This window comes from Sediminicola arcticus, assembly GCF_040566695.1.
In the GTDB taxonomy this organism is placed as follows: domain Bacteria; phylum Bacteroidota; class Bacteroidia; order Flavobacteriales; family Flavobacteriaceae; genus Sediminicola; species Sediminicola arcticus.
The window spans coordinates 70,872-88,851 of record NZ_JBEXAE010000004.1 but is presented as its reverse complement, the minus strand read 5'-3'; the positions used below and the strand labels follow the sequence as shown (position 1 = coordinate 88,851).

Sequence of the window (17,980 nt, the reverse complement as noted above, 5' to 3'; positions counted from 1 at the left end):
TGTAAAAACGTATAAATCGTAAAAAAATGAAAAAATTAATACTACTATTATTAGCAGTTGTTGCCACATATTCTGTACAGGCACAAATTGAAACTCCAGCTCCGAGTCCGGCCGCAAAAGTATGGCAGACCGTGGGGATGACCGACGTTACCTTAGAATATTCAAGACCATCCATGAGGGGTAGAACTATTTTCGGGGATTTGGTGCCTTACGATATGCTATGGCGCACTGGAGCCAACGCCAGAACACTAATCACCTTTAGTACTGATGTAATGGTAGACGGGCAAGCTCTTAAAGCAGGTACCTATGCTATCTTTACCAAACCGGGAGCATCTACATGGGAGGTATTTTTCTATACAGATACACAAGGTGGGGGAACTCCTGCAGAATGGGATGAAACAAAAATAGCAGCAAAAACTGTTGTAACGGTTGATGCAATGCCATCGCCTGTTGAAACATTTACAATGACCTTTGATGATTTAACAAGTACTTCAGCTGTGTTGGGTATCCTTTGGGAGAAAGCATATATTGGGGTAAAATTTGATGTACCTACAGATGCAATGGTTATGAAAGCTATTGAAAAAACTATGGCAGGACCAGACGCAGGTGACTATTATGCTTCGGCTGTATATTTTTACAGTGAGGGGAAAGATATTGCAAAAGCTAAGACTTGGATGGATAAGGCAATGGCCATGACCACTAAACCAGCTTACTGGCAATTGAGACAGCAATCTTTGATCTACGCAAAAGCCGGAGATAAAAAGGGAGCTATAGAAGCTGCTAAAAAATCTTTGGCCGGTGCAGAGGCTGCAGGGAATGCAGATTATGTAAAAATGAATAAAGATTCCTTAAAAGAGTGGGGAGCTAAATAATATAAAATCTTTAAATTTTAAGACCCAGCAGTTTAACTGTTGGGTTTTTTTATGTCCTTTATTGAAAATTTCCAATTCCAATGCTCTTGTTACTTTGCTGCACTATCAAGAATTAGTAATATCATAATTCTCTTTCAGATTGTATTTTTTAGGAAGATAACAATTGCACACTATCTCCAATTTCCAAATGGGTATAGACAGCCTCAATTCCTGTTTGAGTCCTGTAGGCTTCTATAATATCTTTTACGGCAGTCGCTAGGTATTCATGTTTGATAAGATTAATGGTACATCCTCCAAAACCTCCGCCCATCATTCTAGATCCTAGCACCCCTTCTTGTTTTTGGCTAATTTCTACCAGAAAATCCAATTCTTTGGTACTCACTTCGTATTTTGTGGACAAAGATATATGGCCCTCCAGTAAAATTGAGCCTACCAGTTGTGCATTTCCTGTTTTAAGGGCATCAATCATTTTTAAAACACGTTCATTTTCTTGGATTACATGGAGTGCCCTTTTGAAATTTGTCTCAGGTAGAAGGTTTTTTATTTTCATTAAATCTTTTATGGAAACATCCCTAAGCGAATTAATTCTTGCGTTGGCCTTTTTTAATTTCTGCACTACTTCTTCACAAGACTTTCTACGGAGGTTATATTCAGAATCCACAGCTAATTCATGTTTAATATTGGAGTTGATCAAAATCCAACTATATCCCTTTAAATTAATTGGGATATAAGCATAACTCAAATCTTTACAATCCAGAAATAATGCATGTGATTTTTTACCAAATAGAACCGCATATTGGTCCATTAGGCCGCAATTCAAACCTATTTTATGTTCAGCTTCTTGTGCAATCAGGGCTATTTCCTCCCTAGGTATTTTAATATCCAATACCACTGAAACAGCATAGGTAAATCCGCAGCAAAGAGCAGCGGAGGAGGATAGTCCAAAACCTATGGGGATATTGCCCCCAAATACGCAGTCCAATCCCTGAATAGGATATTTCCTTTCAACTAGAATGTGAAGGATTGCCTCAAAATAGTTTCCCCAAAAAGAATTGAAACTATGACCTTTACCGTTAATAGATAAGGTAATTTTTTCTGGTTCGGCTAAAAAGGCTTCAATTTGGAAGTATAGGGAATTGTTTTTATTAATAGCAAAGTAGATCGACTTTTCAATGGAAGCAGGTAAAGCATAACCAAGGTTATAATCTGTATGTTCCCCTATAATATTAATCCGACCAGGAGATTTTATGATATAGGGATTGTTAGTATACTGTTTTTTGAAATAAGCCTCTACTATATCCCGAGTCATCTTACATAGAATTTAATATGCGCTAGTTCTCACAGAGCTGTTTATCACGAATTAGTCATCTAATGAATAGCACCTGCACCTCTTGCTAATCAATTCTTCAAAGGACCGTTATATAAATTGGTTTTACTTTATAATCTTTATCTCGGGATAGTAGTGCTTTTCTATATAATTTATAGAGATGGATCTTTTGTAATTAAATTAAAGGTCTTCAGCCTTTATGGGAGGATTTTTAAGCAATCTATCAAAACCTTCCAGAATGTAACCCAGGGTGATAACCAACCCGCAACCAAAAGCATTTAACCATAAATAGGACATCCAATCGTATTTATACCCAATAATCACAATTACTTGGGTAATCACTGCCGCAACAAAAACCCCATTTCCTTTAATAAATTTAAAAAAGAAGGCTATTAAAAAGATGCCCAGCACATTACCATAAAATATAGAACCAATAATATTTACCAATTGTATTAGATTTTCAAATAAATTGGCCACACATGCAATGATGATGGCCACTATTCCCCATAGCAAGGTAAATAATTTCGAAATCTTCACATAGTGCTCGTCTGTAAGGCCAGCAACCCTATAGCGCTTATAGAGATCCAAGGCTGTAATGGTACCTAAGGCATTTAATTCGGCAGCAGTAGAAGACATGGCTGCGGACAGAATAACTGCTAACAATAGCCCAATAAGCCCCTTTGGTAGGTAATTAAGGATAAAATGGATAAATACATAATCCTTATCATTGGTTTCTATATCACTATCGGCCTTTTGAATCATGGCTTTGGCCGCTTCCCGATTATATCTTTCCCTTTTATTTATGGATATGATATTTTGTTTGGCCTCTTCCGTAGCATCATATTCCTTGAGATCCAATGCAGCAGAATATCTGTTCTGTGCCATTTTTTTCTCAACTTCCAATTCCAAATGCCCTTCTTGTAAAATTTTGTAATCATTGGCCAAGGGCGATTCCATAACGGCATTGGTAGCAGCCGGATTGAAGTTTAGCGGAGAGTGATTGTATTGAAAGAATACGAAAACCATAACACCCACCAAGAGGATAAAGAATTGCATTGGGATTTTTAGAATCCCATTAAAAATTAATCCCAATTGACTTTCCCTTACAGATTTGCCGGACAAATAACGTTGAACCTGACTCTGATCGGTACCAAAATAGGCCAAGGCCAAGAATAATCCGCCTGTTATACCGCTCCAAAAGGTATATCTAGTATCGGTGTCAAAATCAAAATTTAATATCTCTAATTTATTGCTCGCTCCTGCAATTTTTAATGCCTTACTGAAATTTATATCATTGGGAAGATATCCCAAAATAAAAAAGAAGGCTACAAACATCCCCGTCATTATAATGAACATTTGTTGCTTCTGTGTAACGCTTACCGCTTTGGTACCCCCAGAAACGGTATAGATGATGACCAGTGCACCTATAATGATATTCAAGGTCCTTAAGTCCCATCCTAGTACGGCAGATAATATGATGGAAGGCGCATAAATGGTAATCCCGGCGGATAGACCTCTTTGTATTAAGAATAGGAAGGCGGTAAGGGTACGTGTCTTTAGATCGAAACGGTTTTCCAATAATTCATAGGCAGTGTATACTTTTAATCTGTGATAGATAGGAATAAATACAATACAGATAATGATCATAGCCAAAGGCAGACCAAAATAGAATTGAACAAAGCCCATTCCGTCGTGGAATGCCTGTCCTGGGGTAGATAGAAATGTAATGGCACTTGCCTGGGTAGCCATAACGGAAAGCCCTATAGTCCACCATTTTGCCTCACTGCCTCCTAAGACATAATCATTAACGCTTTTGCTTCCTCGTGTTTTCCAAACACCAAAACCAACAATAAATAACAAAGTACCCACCAGTATACTCCAATCTAATGCTCCCATATTACTTATTAAAGGTCATTATGAAGTAAAAAACAAGAATGTAGATTACATTTAATATAATCACTGCAGTATATTCTTTTTTCCAATCAATTTTCTCTTGCATGGCTAGTTTTTAAGCAAATTTTCTAGATTGCTATCGGTTTTGCCTAAAGATAACATATTTGCGAATAGTTTATATGCACCAGCAACGCCTTCCGGCAATTCCCTAAAGAAACTCAATCCAGTGTAAATATAGTTACCCTTGCCATAAGGAGCTACTAACAAACTGCCATTTGTTACAGGATCTCCCTTGTCTTGCATGGATAGGATAGGGGTAAACTCCGTACCCCATTCATTAGGAAAATATAAACCTCGCTCTTGAACCCAGCCATTAAAGTCTGATGCATTTATTTTATTAGGTACGTTTACAATAGGATGCTCTTTTGCCAAAATAGTTACTTCTGAATTTTCATCAGTAACCCTGTCTCTAGAAACGGTAAGCTTATAAGGCGCAAGATTGGGGAAATCCAATCCACTCCTTCCGGAGGTATTATATTGGATAATTAAATTCCCTCCATTTTTCACATAGTCCAATAAATATTTCTGTTTAAATCTCAAGGCATCCACAACGTTATATGCCCTTATTCCGACTACAATGGCATCATATTTTGACAAAGTTCCTTCTTGGACACTAATTAGATCTATTGGGTAAACTTTATATCCAATCTGTTCTAAACTTTTTGGTACATCATCCCCAGCTCCCATTATATATCCGATATTTTCGCCTTTCTTTTCAATATTTAGGCGTACCACTTTTACAGACGCTGGTAAGAGCACGGATTGTTTAGGTATGTGGTCATAATTGATGACTACCAACTCTTGGGAATAAACATGTTCATTTACGGTTACCCTAGGTGTTATTTCTCCTTCACTTTCTTTATTGGGGGGTGTAACCTTAAAGTATACGGTACTTTCATCCCCTTTTTGCGCAATGGTAACATTGATTTTAGTAGGATTTACCGTCCAATTTTTAGGGACCTCCAATGAAACAATTCCACGTATATTATCTTGGCCCGCTCTTATTTGGACTGGTATTTCTTTGGATTCAGAATCAGAGAAGATATTGACTTTGTTGTTAATACTGGCAGTTGTTTTAGGCAATACTGCAAATGGCTCATAAAGTTCTCCTTTATCAGGTTTTGAGTAATGGTGAATTATTGGACTTTTTAGAGCGATGGGTGTGCCGTCTATTTCCAGGTTGAAGGTTGTTGTAAATGGAATGGGAGTTTCGGCTTTTCCTATTAATTTCTGATCATCAACAGCATACATTCCTAGACTTCCTTTTTTTGATAACCAGTAGGGACTTGTGTACTTAGTATTTTCAGGAATTTTAAAATCTATTTTGAAATTCTCTTTGATATTGGTTTTTAAAGGAAGGTTAGGGAGTAGGGTAGTAGGTGTACCAGAGATTTCTATACCTTTCAAGGTAATATTAACGGTGCTTCTTTTCACTGCTTCAATATCAATTGTAATGGTGCTGCCTGGAACGGCATCAGCTACTTCTGAGGAAGCTTCCAAATATAATCCTGCTACGGCGCTAATAATATCTTCTAATTCCTTTGTCTTGATGGACTTCCAGTGCTCATCTGAAATATTTTTAAGGAGTTTATAGGCTTCCATCAATTTAGGTAGATGAATTGCAGGGTCCTTAAAGTTGAAGTTGTTTTCAACCTTGTATAAAAGCTCACCAATTGCTTGACCACCTTTTACTCTTGACCAAGAGGTATCAATACCGTCGAAAACATTATTCTTATCTAAGGGGAGGTCTCCCTTAAGCAGTTCAATGTATTCCTCTTCGCTACCTCTGCTAGAAACCCTCCCAAATCCTTGACATAAATGCTGGCTACTGGCCATGGATGCTATCTCATTATTGGAAAGTCCCATTAAAGGATAATAAACACCCACATCTAATGAAAGCATTTTGGATTTATCAGCATTTTTGAAATTCTCTTCACTGCCATAAAACCACCAACTAGTGTTAAAGAATAACCTTTTGGGTTGCCATGTCTCTGTTAGGGCTAATTGTGATGGATACGCATTTTTGTCATTTACAAGGTCAAATGCTTCTACACTTAACATGGCAGATGAGGTATGGTGTCCATGGGTAGAGCCTGGCGACCTATGGTCAAACCGATTGATTATCACATCGGGCTTTAAGTTGCGAATGGCCCAAACAACGTCACCTAAAACAGCTTCTTTGTTCCATATTTCCAAAGTCTCATCAGGATGTTTGGAGTATCCAAAATCGTTGGCCCTAGTAAAATATTGTTCGCCTCCATCTATTCTCCTAGCGGCTAATAATTCTTCTGTTCTGAGAACCCCTAAAAGTTCCCTAAGCTCTGTACCTATAAGATTTTGACCCCCATCTCCTCGTGTAAGGGATAAATAAGCGGTCCTAGCTTTTACTTCATTGGATAGGTATGAAATTAACCTAGTATTTTCATCATCGGGATGTGCGGCAATATAGAGTGCCGTGCCTAAAAAGTTTAATTTCTGAATGGAGTGGTAGATGTCTGAAGTTGTGCTTTTTTTTGGCAGTTGGGCAAGGATCAAATTGGTGGAAAATAATATCCCTGTACAAAATACCAGAAAATGACGCATACTTTTGATTTTAGTTGGTGCTCAAATATAGAAAGATTAACAACGAACCCGCAATTTTTAGAACTTCTTTAACAAGACTAAAGGATACCACTGCCATCCTCATCTAAGTGTACCTGTTTTTCAATAAGAACAACTCCTTTTTGAAGTAACAGGTTATTAGGGTAGGTGATGTGTTCCCCATGATCGTTAATCATATGAAAATAAAACGCTTTGATGTCTATAATTACAGCTTCATCCGGAACCTCCTTGTCTAAAATCCGTATTCTATCCCCAATTTTAAATGGAAATGAAAAGAAGAGGATAACGCCGGCGGTAATGTTGCTTAAAATGGACCAGTTTGCAAAGAGTGCTACTCCTAGAATTGCAAAAACAGAGGAAAGAACCAATCCTAATTCTCTAAAATTTACGCCCCAAACAAAAATTAAAACGCTAAATGCTAGAATGGTGTGTCCTACAGAAACATACTTTATAATCAGGCGTGTTCGCGCTTCATGGATATCCCTTAATTTTCCAACCTTTCGGATGGCCTTTGTACTAGCGAATCTAGAGATCAATAAAATTAAGACACAAATAATGGTACCTAATAACTGTCTCTGATATTCAAAAATTAATTCTTTCATTATTTTAAACCTAAAATATCGCGCAAAAATAGGTCACTGTTATGGTTTTCTTGCCAATAAGGCGTGTTTAATGTCTTCATTTTTGTTGCTTTGGTTATTAGTGGCTTGGCACCACCACCAAAACCGCTTGGAGCTGTTTCGGACCAGTTTTCTATAATATAAGGAAAGTCAGTAGTAAAGTTAATTTCCAAGGTCCGCTCTAATGTTGGGTAATCTATAGTATAATTTGTTAATGCTCCATTATTAGTTAGTCTAGCGATGGCATCATATTCCTTAAAAGTTTTATGATGTAACCTAGTGTATTCCATAGACGGTATCACCTGAAGCGATCCTATTGGTAGACTTCCTGGATTTATGCGAATTTTGTTCCATAGCTCATCCTCCAAAGTGGCCTTTTCTAATTTGAATTCTTGATCGGCCTCACTTTCAAAATAAGAGTGCGATAGTACCTCAAATTTATCCCTATTATTTAATTGGGCATATACATGCCCGCACCACTCCTGAACGCTATTAGAAATTTTTAGAGCATGAGCATTATCATGAACGGAGTAAAAGCTGCTCGTCATGATGGAGTATGGGTAGATTCCGGTTCGGAATTTTTTATTTGTATTTAGTTTAAGAACGGGCACATTATTTGCATTGCTTTGATCTGCCTTTACTTGTTTGTCGGCTAAAAAAGGCTCGGTTACAAATACCAATACAGCTTCTCCTTCCCTAATCTCACCATACCTTGCTTGCTCAAGTTTATAGGAGGTTATTTCTGCAGTTCCTGCATACCAGTAGTCTTTAAATGCTTTGGATACTTCTTTTTTAGGAATATCCTTAATTTGACTCCTATTTTCTATTAATTCTGTGTTCTTTTTAGAGGCTACTTTTTTGCAAGAAGTAAAGCAAAGAGTTGATAAAGTCAATAAAAAAATAAAGGTTTTAAGGTTAAATGCCAATTTCATTTTTCATCTGTTTTTCTCAAAATTACCCAAAATCGTTTAGTTAGCCATGTCCATTAACGTTTTGTAAACGATATGCGTAGGGAGACCCACCACATTGGCATAAGACCCTTCAATTTGTTCAATGCCAATGAGCCCTATCCACTCTTGTATACCATAACCACCAGCCTTATCAAAAGGCTTGTAGTTTTCAATATAATACCAAATTTCATCTTCTACCAGTGGTTTGAATTTCACCCTCGTGATGTGATGTTCAGTTTTTTGCGTTAAAGAGGTGGTAAAACATACAGAGGTAATCACCTCATGCCAATCATCGGATAATGCCTTAATCATCTTAAATGCCTCCTTGGCATCCTTAGGTTTAGCCAATGACGTTTCGTTGTGCCACACCACCGTGTCCGAAGTGATCAAAATTTCTTTTTCTATGAGTTCATTTTTAAATGGTGCCGCTTTTAGAACAGCCAGGTAATCTGAAATTTCGGCACCTCTTAATTCCTTTGGATATACTTCTTCCACAGGCTTTAGGCGGATTTCAAAATCCAACCCCAATTCCTTAAAAAATTGCTGTCGCCTAGGAGACCCAGAGGCTAAAATAATTTGAAAATTTTTCAAGTGGTCAAATAGCATTGGGCACTAATCGTTTCTAGCATTAAAATTTCCTTCCCAGTCGCCCCTTACCTTCAATACCTGTTCAATAACGTCCCTAACGCAGCCATGACCACCATTGATGTGTGAGATGTATTTACATACCTCTTTTACTTCTGGAACAGCATCCTGGGGGCAGGTAGGCAAGGCCACCATTTGCATTACGGGAACATCTGGAAGATCATCTCCCATGTAAAGGATCTGTTCAGGTGTAATGCCATATACATCCATGTATTCCTGTAGGGGATCTTGTTTATAATGGGCTCCCAAATAGATATCTGTAACTCCAAGGTCTCTAAATCTGATTCTTACCCCTTCATTGGTTCCTCCAGAAATAATGCACACATTGTATCCTTTTTGAATTGCAGTTTTAAGGGCGAAACCATCCTTTATATTCATTTTTCGTAACATTTCTCCGGTGGAAGTAATGGTAACCGTGCCATCTGTGAATACGCCATCAACATCAAAAACAAAAGTATTGATGTCTTTTAGATATTCTTTATAACTCTTGCTCATAATCTTTCTGTATTGAATTGCTAAGTAAGGAATAAATTTCCTTGTAGGTTTTATTTTCGAGTAGTCCTAGGTGATTATTGATGGTTGTCATGTCTCCTCTTCTGGCGGGACCAGTTTGTGCCTCATGTGGATTTAGGGTGTTTATTTTGTGCGCCGTTTCCTGTATTAATGGTTGTAAAAGTTCGAATGGAATTTTTTTTTCAGCACAAATTTCGCTTCCGATTTGATATAGATGGTTGGTAAAATTATTGACAAACACGGCCGCTAAATGAATTGTTTTTCGCTGTTCCGAAGAAATGTGGAACACCTTGTCAGAAATCAAATGGGCCAATTGTTGTAAGAGCATAAAATCATCATGATGTTTTGCCTCCAAGCAGATTGGAATCTCCAAAAAATCGACCTTCTTGCCTTTCGTAAAGGATTGCAAGGGGTAAAACACACCTCTTCTTTGGTTTGGAACTAATACATCTAATTCGCAGCTACCGGAGGTATGCGCTATAAGGCCTTTTTTATCCTTGATTTTTTTGGATACTTCTGCTATGGCATCATCACTAACGGCGATAAGGTAGATATCCGCATCCATCAGGTAACGATAATCTGATATTACCTCGGTATGTTTGGAATACGCCAAGAGCTTATCTTCCGTTCTTCCTACCACTTGTAGAATTTTTACATTGTCCGTTATTAAAAAGGCATCGTAAAGATGTTTGGCGACATTACCGGTACCTAGGATTACTATTGAAATCATGTTTCAAAAATACAAATTAATGCAGTGTTGACTTGTGAAATAATTAACAAAGTTGTTTAACTTTTTAAAAGCGGCTTAGACCGTTAAAATCATAAAAAGACCGTATTTTCGCATCCTGTAATAAAACCTTTATCCTAGCGATGACAGAACTGTTTAAAAAGATTTTCTTTTCTACTCGTTTAACAGCCATTCTTTTTATCCTATTCGCCACAGCCATGGCGTTTGGTACCTTTGTAGAAAGTTGGTATAGCACGGAAACTGCAAGAATTTGGATATACAATGCTACTTGGTTTGAGGCTATTATGGTCTTCTTTGTGATCAATTTTAGTGGTAATATATTCCGATATAAACTTTTGAGAAAGGAAAAATGGCCAGTGCTCATGCTCCATCTTTCATGGGTCTTGATCATAGTTGGTGCTTTTGTGACCAGATACATTAGTTTTGAAGGGATGATGCCCATTAGGGAAGGTAATTCTGAAAATGTGTTTTATTCTGACAAAACATATTTGACAGCTTTTGTAGACGGAGATGTGAACGGACAATTGCAAAGGCGAAGATTTGAAGATGATCTAATAGTTACCCCTGAAGCATTGAAGTCTAGCCTTCCATGGAATTTTGACTTTAATGGGCAGGATTTCTCCATTACCTATTCAGGTTTTATAAAGGGTGCAGAAGAGGGGTTGATCCCAGATGAAAACGGGAAGCAATATTTAAAAATTGTTGAGGCTGGGGACGGTGATAGGCACGATCATTTTTTAGAAAACGGAGAGATTACCAGTATTCATAATGTGCTTTTTGCCTTGAATAAAGAGACTCAAGGAGCTATAAACATTATGACCACAGATAGTACGTACCTTATAAAATCTCCTTTTGAAGGTAATTTTATGAGAATGGCAGATCAGTTCCAGGGCCAGTTGTACAAGGATAGTCTGCAAACATTGCAATTGAGATCACTTTATAATGCTGCGGGCATGCAGTTCGTTATACCTGAGCCAGTAACTAAAGGATCTTATGGTGTAGTTGCTCTACCTGAAAACGAAATTACCAAGAACTCCCAAGATGCCATCATCTTGGATATCACTTCCAATGGGCAAACCGTGCAGAAAAAGCTATTGGGAGGTAAAGGTGCCTCTAATTTCTCTGAAAAATTTAAAGTGGGTGGATTAGATTTTTCACTTTCGTATGGTTCTAAGATCAACGAGTTGCCCTTTAAAATTAAGTTGAACGATTTTATTGCCGAAAAATATCCTGGTACAGAAAAAGGGTATGCTTCCTTTATGAGTAAGGTGACCGTAGAGGACGAGCGTCCTTTCGATTACGATATATTTATGAATCACGTCCTAGACCACAAAGGCTATCGTTTTTTTCAATCTAGTTTTCATCCAGATGAAAAGGGAACTGTATTGTCTGTAAATCACGATATTTGGGGTACTTGGATTACCTATATTGGATATTTTCTTTTATATATTGGTTTAATGGGGATTATGCTTTTTGGTAAAACGCGTTTTAAAGATCTAGCACAATCCTTGGATAAGTTAAAAGCAAAAAAGAAGACAATGGCCACTTTACTAGTGGTTGCTTTTACCTTACAGGGGATAGCACAGGAGGCCGATGATCATGATCATACAGTGTTACCTAAGGTTGTAAAAGTAGATTCCATGCTCCAGGCATCGGCTGTTTCTGTTGCCCATGCTGAACAATTTGGGAAATTGGTGATTCAGGATGATGGTGGACGTATGAAACCCATAAATACTTTTGCCGCAGAACTATTACGAAAATTGAGCTTCAAGGATAATTATGAATCGTTGAATCCAGATCAGGTGTTCTTGTCTATGATGGCAAATCCGTCCCTATGGTATAATGCGAAATTCATTGCTTTGGACAAAAAGGGACAAAACGATAGCATCCGCAAGATCATAGGAATTCCAGAGGGTCAAAAATATGTAAAGGCTACTGATTTTTTTGATGCAAAAGGACAGTACAAATTGGCCCCCTTTTTAGAAAAGGCATATGCTACCAATACTCCTAATAAATTTGAACAGGATTTTAAGGATGTAGATCTACGTTTGGGGTTATTGAATAGGGCTTTAAGTGGTGAGATTGTTAAAATATTTCCTTTGTTGAACGATGAGAACAATAAATGGATTTCTACTATAGAGTACCGATCGGGAAAATTTCAGATACAGGATTCACTTTACGCGAATTTTGTTAAAAATGCAATTCCGTACTATTTGATGTCCTTGGATAAGGCTACTACATCTGGGGATTACACAGAAGCAGACAAATTATTGGCTGCTTTTAAGAAAAACCAAGAAAACCATGGAAGTGAAGTTTTACCTTCCGAAAGAAAAATAGAGGCAGAGATTCTATACAATAAGTTGGACATTTTTAATCAATTGTACAAGTATTATGCCTTAATAGGAGTATTGATGTTCTTCTTTTTAATCTTTCAGATATTTAAAGACCGTTCTTTATGGAGGGTGGGCATCTACTTTTTCAAAGGCGCTATTATTCTATTGTTCTTATGGCATACAGCGGGACTTATATTTCGCTGGTATATTTCTGGACACGCCCCTTGGAGTGATGCCTATGAAAGCATCCTTTATGTGGGTTGGGCCACCATGGGGATTGGTCTGGCCTTTGGACGAAAAAGTGATATGACCATTGCATCTACGGCATTTGTTGCTTCTATGTTGTTATGGATAGCCCATCAGAGTTGGGTAGACCCTTCCATAGCTAATTTACAACCGGTATTGGATAGTTATTGGTTAATGATTCACGTGGCTGTTATTGTTGGTAGTTATGGCCCATTGACAGTGGGGATGATTTTAGGGGTGGTTTCATTGATCTTGATAACCTTGACCACGAAGAAAAATAAAAAACGAATGGAGATCAACCTTAAGGAACTTACCATTATCAACGAACTTGCACTTACCTTGGGCTTGATCATGTTGACCATAGGTAATTTCTTGGGCGGACAATGGGCCAATGAAAGTTGGGGAAGATATTGGGGATGGGATCCAAAAGAAACTTGGGCCTTGATTTCCATTATGGTTTATGCTTTTGTTATTCATGGGCGACTTGTTCCTGGATTGAGAAGTAAATGGACATTCAACTTTTTAAGTGTAATTGCTTTTTCCAGCATCATGATGACCTATTTTGGAGTGAATTTCTATTTAGTAGGACTCCATAGTTATGCCAGTGGAGACCAGGTGATAACCCCAACCTTTATTTGGTACACTGTTGTTGCGGTCTTTGTATTGGGAGCAATTAGTTTTTGGAGGTACCGCGTTAATTATGTCAAAAATTAAAAATGGAAACTTTTCATTTTGTAACTTTAAATCTTATAAAAGGTGTTTTCGGATACCTTTATAATTCTAAAATATAGAAGCCATTATGGACGAGAAGATAAAAGGTCTTAATACCATTTGTACCCATTTTGGGGAAATTCAGGATGAACAGTTCAAAGGAGCCGTTTCTCCACTTTTTATGAGTACCTCTTATGCTTTTGAGGATGTAGATGTAAAACGCTATCCCAGGTATTTTAATACCCCAAACCAAGTGGCCCTCTCAAAAAAAATCGCTGCTTTGGAACATGCAGAGGCTGCCATGATCTTTGGTAGTGGTATGGCTGCTATTAGTACTACTTTATTGGCATTTCTAAAGGCTGGAGACCACATTGTACTTCAAAAAACGCTTTATGGTGGCACCTACAATCTAGTGATGGAAGAATTCCACAAGTTTGGGATAGAGTATTCTTTTACTAAAAGCTTAGAGCCAGAAGATTTCCTTGCAGAAATTAAGCAAAACACCAAGGTAATTTATTTGGAGACACCTTCTAATCCTTTATTGACCATTACAGATTTAAAAGCCGTGGCTCAAATAGCCAAAAAGCATGGTTTGGTCTCTATGATTGATAATACCTTTGCGAGTCCGGTGAATCAAAATCCTATCGACTTTGGTATCGATGTTGTGCTGCACAGTGCTACTAAGTACATGGGCGGGCATTCGGATATTTTGGCAGGGGCCGTAGCATCCTCTCAAGAACATATGGACCGTATTTTTCAATTAGCCAAAAATTTTGGTGGAAGTTTAAGTGATTACACTGTGTGGTTATTGGAACGAAGCATAAAGACCATGGGAATACGGGTAAGGGCACAAAATGAAAACGCCATGAAGATGGCTCAGTTCCTCTATGAGCACAACGATATACATGCCGTTTATTACCCAGGGTTAGAGTCACATCCCGGACATGAATTGGCCAAAGCTCAAATGAAAGGTTTTGGAGGGATGTTGTCTTTTGAATTGGACAAAAATCTAAACTCTTCCACCTTCCAAAAATCTTTGCGACTTATAAAATCCTCTATGAGTTTGGCAGGAGTTGAGAGTACCGTACTATCGCCAACCTTAACTTCTCACTCCCTTTTGACTGCAGAAGAACGAGAAAAACAGGGAATAGTAGATGGTCTTATCCGTTTTTCGATAGGTATAGAAGAAATAGAAGACCTCATTGCAGATATAGAACAAGCATTAGAATCGGTAAAAGCAAAAACTACCGCCTTACAGAGCAACGAAATATAAATTTAAATTAGATTCTTTGAAACTAGATATTTTAGTATTTGGCGCGCATCCAGATGACGCTGAACTTGGAGCAGGAGCAACTATTGCGAAGGAAGTGGCCCATGGTAAAAAAGTAGGGATTATAGATTTGACAAGAGGGGAGTTGGGCACAAGAGGCACCCCTGAAATAAGGGATAAGGAAGCTGCTGCTGCTGCAAAAGTGTTAGGAGTTGCGGTCAGGGAAAACTTGGAATTTGCCGATGGCTTTTTTGTAAACGATAAAAAGCATCAAATAGAAATTATCCAGGTACTTAGAAAATACAGACCGGATATTGTATTGTGTAATGCTATAGATGATCGTCATATTGACCATGCAAAAGGGAGCAGTTTAGTGAGCGATGCCTGTTTTTTAAGCGGTTTAATGAAAATAGACACTAGACTAGAAGGTAGTGAAGAATGGCAAAATGCTTGGAGACCCAAGCAGGTGTACCATTACATACAATGGAAAAACTTAAAGCCAGATTTTGTTATTGATGTGAGTGGTTTTATAGATAAGAAAACGGAAGCTATTTTGGCTTACGGTTCCCAGTTCTTCGATCCAAAGAGTAACGAACCAGAAACACCTATTAGCAGTGAAAATTTTATAGACAGCGTAAAATATAGGGCAAGAGATCTAGGAAGATTGGTGGGTACGGAATACGCCGAGGGTTTTACTTCAGAAAGGCCTGTTGCGGTTGGCAGTTTAGACCATTTAATCTAACCCACATTTTTATAGTCCTTTTTTGATTTTGGTAAAGTAAAGTAGAAACAAGTACCATTCCTCAATGCACTTTCTACCCAAATTTGCCCATTATTTTTTTCTACCATTTCTTTACAAAGGGAAAGACCAAGTCCAGTTCCTTTTTCGTTATTGGTTCCATAGGTGGTATGGTTTGAATTAGGATGGAACAATTTGTCCTGTGTGACTAAGTCCATACCTATTCCGGAGTCCTTAACCGATATTTCCCAATGATTGCCTCGCTCATTAGCTTCTATGGTTACCGTTCCACGTTCAGGGGTGAATTTGAGGGCATTACTAATAAGGTTTCTTATCACAATATCAATTTGATTCACATCTGACCAGATTATGGTATTATCGGAAATTTTATTGATAATTCTGATAGATTTGTTTTCTGAGATTTCTGAAAGTAAATTAATGTTGTCCGTAACCAATTCTTCCAAATCAAAAGCACTAGCCTTAGTTACTGCACCCTTCATTTGGGTCTGCCCCCACGAAAGTAGGTTGTTTAGGGTAAAAGATATGTGTTCAACATCATCACGTAATTTAGGAATGAAACCCATAAATTCTGATTGCAGTATTTCTCCTACCTTCAACATCCTTAGCAGTTCTTGAAGAGCGCCTATAGGGCCCCTTAAGTCGTGGCCGATAATGGAAAATAATTTGTCTTTGGTGAGATTGATTTCATTTAACTCTTTTTCTCTTTTTAAAAGGTCGCTCTTTTGATGCTTAAGCCTTTTGTTCAGTTTCTTCTGAATTTTTTGGCCTCTGTATATTAATAAGCTAATGATAATAAAAATCACAATGACCAAAATGGCAGCATACATAAAATATTTTTGCTTTGCCAGTGCTTGCTCATTTTCAATAATTAATACTTTTTGTTCTTGGTCATGATCTATCTTGGTCTTTAACATGGCCAAGCCCCTTTTATTTTCATCTCTGGACAATGTATCCGATACCTGTTGATATATCTCATGGAACATTAGCGCCTCACTAAATTTTGCTTTGCTCTTATTTATCCTATAAAGGGTCATAGCACATTTTTGTATGCCCTCTAGAAAATTGATCTTTTTCGAGATCTCATATGATTCCAAGGCGTATTTTTCTGATAAGGAAATATTCCCAAGACCATAATATGCCTCTGCCATTCCATTGAGCAGATCTATTATACCTCTATCATCATTTATCTTTTTGTGCAATAAGTTACATTGATTGTACCAATGAAGTGCCCAATTGTATTTTTGTTGGCGAAGGTATGTTTTACCTTTTATTTCGTATGAATATGCGAGCCAATCTATGACCTGGTTTTTTTCAAAAATAGTGATACTGTTATTTATATTGAACATGGCATATTCAAAATTGCCCATATCGGCATAAATAGATGCCAGATTACTCATAGACTTGGCGGAATCTACCTCGTTACCTATTTCTTTGTTCAGCTTTTTTCCTTTTTCATAAAAAACAATCGCTTGTTTATAATCTTTTTGGGTGGCATATAAATTCCCCATATTTCCTAGTAATTTGGAATACAAGTAAATATCTCCAACTTTTTCTGCCAATTCTGTTCCTTCTATATAGAGATCTAAAGATTTGGAATAGTCACCGGCATAATTGTACTCTGTTGCCAGTAAGTTTATGATACGTAGTTTTAAATTGGAATCGTTTATTTCATTGGCCATGGTTATGGCTTCCATGAAGTGAGCAATGGCTTCTTTGGTCTCGCCTAAATTGGAATGATAAGATCCCATATTCATTAAAGATTCACTTTCACCAAATTTATAATTAGATTTCCTACTGTATGTTAAGGCTTGTTTTGTAAGTAAAATAAGACTATCGGAAGTATCAAAGGTCAATTCCCACCCTAATTTATTTAGTAGGTTAATATAGGTGGTGTCCGAAGTAGTAAAATTCCGTTTTGCTTGAATTTCTTTGAGCTTCTCCGTTAAACTATCCTTTAGGTTGTTTTGTGCTTCTACAACAGTAAAAGCACCTAGAACAAATATCATACATACGATGATTCTTTTGGATACAAATTTGCAGTTAAAATAAATTGGTCTTAATAAGGGCATTGGGCTCTTCAAATTATTACGGATAAAATTAATATCTTAACGCTGGTATATCTAATTTATGTTGTGAAATCTTAAAAAATATGTGTTTTAATCGTGAAAAACGGTATTTCACCGATTTTTATTGTTAATTGGAGAGTGCAAAAGATCCAATTTAAGATTTTAAACCTTTATGCATACTTAACAGAAACACTATTAAATTAGTAGTAGATGAAGGCTAAGTATAAGAAAGTGTCCTGTCATTTTGAAATATTGGGCGACAAGGATTTTGATCTAGCCATAAAGAAGTTAGTTTTATAAAAGCCTTAACTATCAGAAGTTTAATTTGGTTGTCCCTATCTCCCTCATAAAAGGGGATTAAAAAT

Annotated in this window: 13 protein-coding genes; 4 read left to right on the top strand and 9 right to left on the bottom strand. The window is 37.3% G+C overall.

Annotation, left to right across the window (positions count from 1 at the left end; all coding sequences use genetic code 11):
* The first annotated feature begins 26 nt into the window (after window positions 1-26).
* Entirely contained in the window at window positions 27-872 is an 846-nt protein-coding gene (locus ABXZ36_RS09645) for a DUF2911 domain-containing protein (protein WP_354615309.1), read from the top strand.
* A gap of 148 nt (window positions 873-1,020) precedes the next feature.
* Here the strand turns inward: ABXZ36_RS09645 and galK are convergent, their stop codons facing one another.
* The 8 genes from galK to ABXZ36_RS09605 form a co-directional block, all read right to left on the bottom strand.
* On the bottom strand, window positions 1,021-2,181 hold the full coding sequence (gene galK / locus ABXZ36_RS09640; RefSeq protein ID WP_354615308.1) for a galactokinase: 1,161 nt from the start codon (window positions 2,179-2,181) through the stop codon (window positions 1,021-1,023).
* 198 nt (window positions 2,182-2,379) lie between these two features.
* Window positions 2,380-4,095 (bottom strand): sodium:solute symporter family protein, encoded by a 1,716-nt coding sequence (locus ABXZ36_RS09635; protein ID WP_354615307.1) that lies wholly within the window; start codon window positions 4,093-4,095, stop codon window positions 2,380-2,382.
* A 105-nt stretch (window positions 4,096-4,200) separates the two neighbouring features.
* On the bottom strand, window positions 4,201-6,735 hold the full coding sequence (locus ABXZ36_RS09630; protein ID WP_354615306.1) for a PIG-L family deacetylase: 2,535 nt from the start codon (window positions 6,733-6,735) through the stop codon (window positions 4,201-4,203).
* A 77-nt stretch (window positions 6,736-6,812) separates the two neighbouring features.
* Complete coding sequence (locus ABXZ36_RS09625; protein ID WP_354615305.1) at window positions 6,813-7,355, bottom strand: mechanosensitive ion channel domain-containing protein; 543 nt, start codon at window positions 7,353-7,355, stop codon at window positions 6,813-6,815.
* The gene (locus ABXZ36_RS09620; RefSeq protein ID WP_354615304.1) at window positions 7,355-8,305 is read right to left on the bottom strand and encodes a septum formation inhibitor Maf; all 951 of its coding nucleotides are present in this window, start codon (window positions 8,303-8,305) and stop codon (window positions 7,355-7,357) included. The genes ABXZ36_RS09625 and ABXZ36_RS09620 overlap by 1 nt, the downstream gene beginning before the upstream one ends.
* 36 nt (window positions 8,306-8,341) lie before the next feature.
* The gene (locus ABXZ36_RS09615) at window positions 8,342-8,929 is read right to left on the bottom strand and encodes a Maf-like protein (protein ID WP_354615303.1); all 588 of its coding nucleotides are present in this window, start codon (window positions 8,927-8,929) and stop codon (window positions 8,342-8,344) included.
* Between the two features lie 6 nt (window positions 8,930-8,935).
* Window positions 8,936-9,463 (bottom strand): KdsC family phosphatase, encoded by a 528-nt coding sequence (locus ABXZ36_RS09610; protein ID WP_354615302.1) that lies wholly within the window; start codon window positions 9,461-9,463, stop codon window positions 8,936-8,938.
* Entirely contained in the window at window positions 9,447-10,211 is a 765-nt protein-coding gene (locus tag ABXZ36_RS09605; RefSeq protein ID WP_354615301.1) for a Rossmann-like and DUF2520 domain-containing protein, read from the bottom strand. Before ABXZ36_RS09605 ends, ABXZ36_RS09610 begins: the two co-directional genes overlap by 17 nt.
* Before the next feature lie 140 nt (window positions 10,212-10,351).
* Here ABXZ36_RS09605 and ABXZ36_RS09600 point away from each other — a divergent pair, with 140 nt between their 5' ends.
* The 3 genes from ABXZ36_RS09600 (at window position 10,352) to bshB1 (ending at window position 15,531) form a co-directional block, all read left to right on the top strand.
* On the top strand, window positions 10,352-13,522 hold the full coding sequence (locus ABXZ36_RS09600; RefSeq protein ID WP_354615300.1) for a cytochrome c biogenesis protein: 3,171 nt from the start codon (window positions 10,352-10,354) through the stop codon (window positions 13,520-13,522).
* A gap of 85 nt (window positions 13,523-13,607) precedes the next feature.
* Window positions 13,608-14,792 carry a trans-sulfuration enzyme family protein gene (locus tag ABXZ36_RS09595; protein WP_354615299.1) on the top strand — a complete coding sequence of 395 codons (1,185 nt, stop codon included), beginning with the start codon at window positions 13,608-13,610 and terminating at the stop codon, window positions 14,790-14,792.
* Between the two features lie 16 nt (window positions 14,793-14,808).
* Window positions 14,809-15,531, top strand: coding sequence for a bacillithiol biosynthesis deacetylase BshB1 (gene bshB1, locus ABXZ36_RS09590; RefSeq protein ID WP_354615298.1), 723 nt, complete (start codon window positions 14,809-14,811; stop codon window positions 15,529-15,531).
* On the opposite strand, the gene ABXZ36_RS09585 is transcribed toward bshB1, so the two are convergent.
* On the bottom strand, window positions 15,528-17,555 hold the full coding sequence (locus ABXZ36_RS09585) for a tetratricopeptide repeat-containing sensor histidine kinase (RefSeq protein ID WP_354615297.1): 2,028 nt from the start codon (window positions 17,553-17,555) through the stop codon (window positions 15,528-15,530). The genes bshB1 and ABXZ36_RS09585 overlap by 4 nt on opposite strands.
* Between the last annotated feature and the right edge of the window lie 425 nt (window positions 17,556-17,980).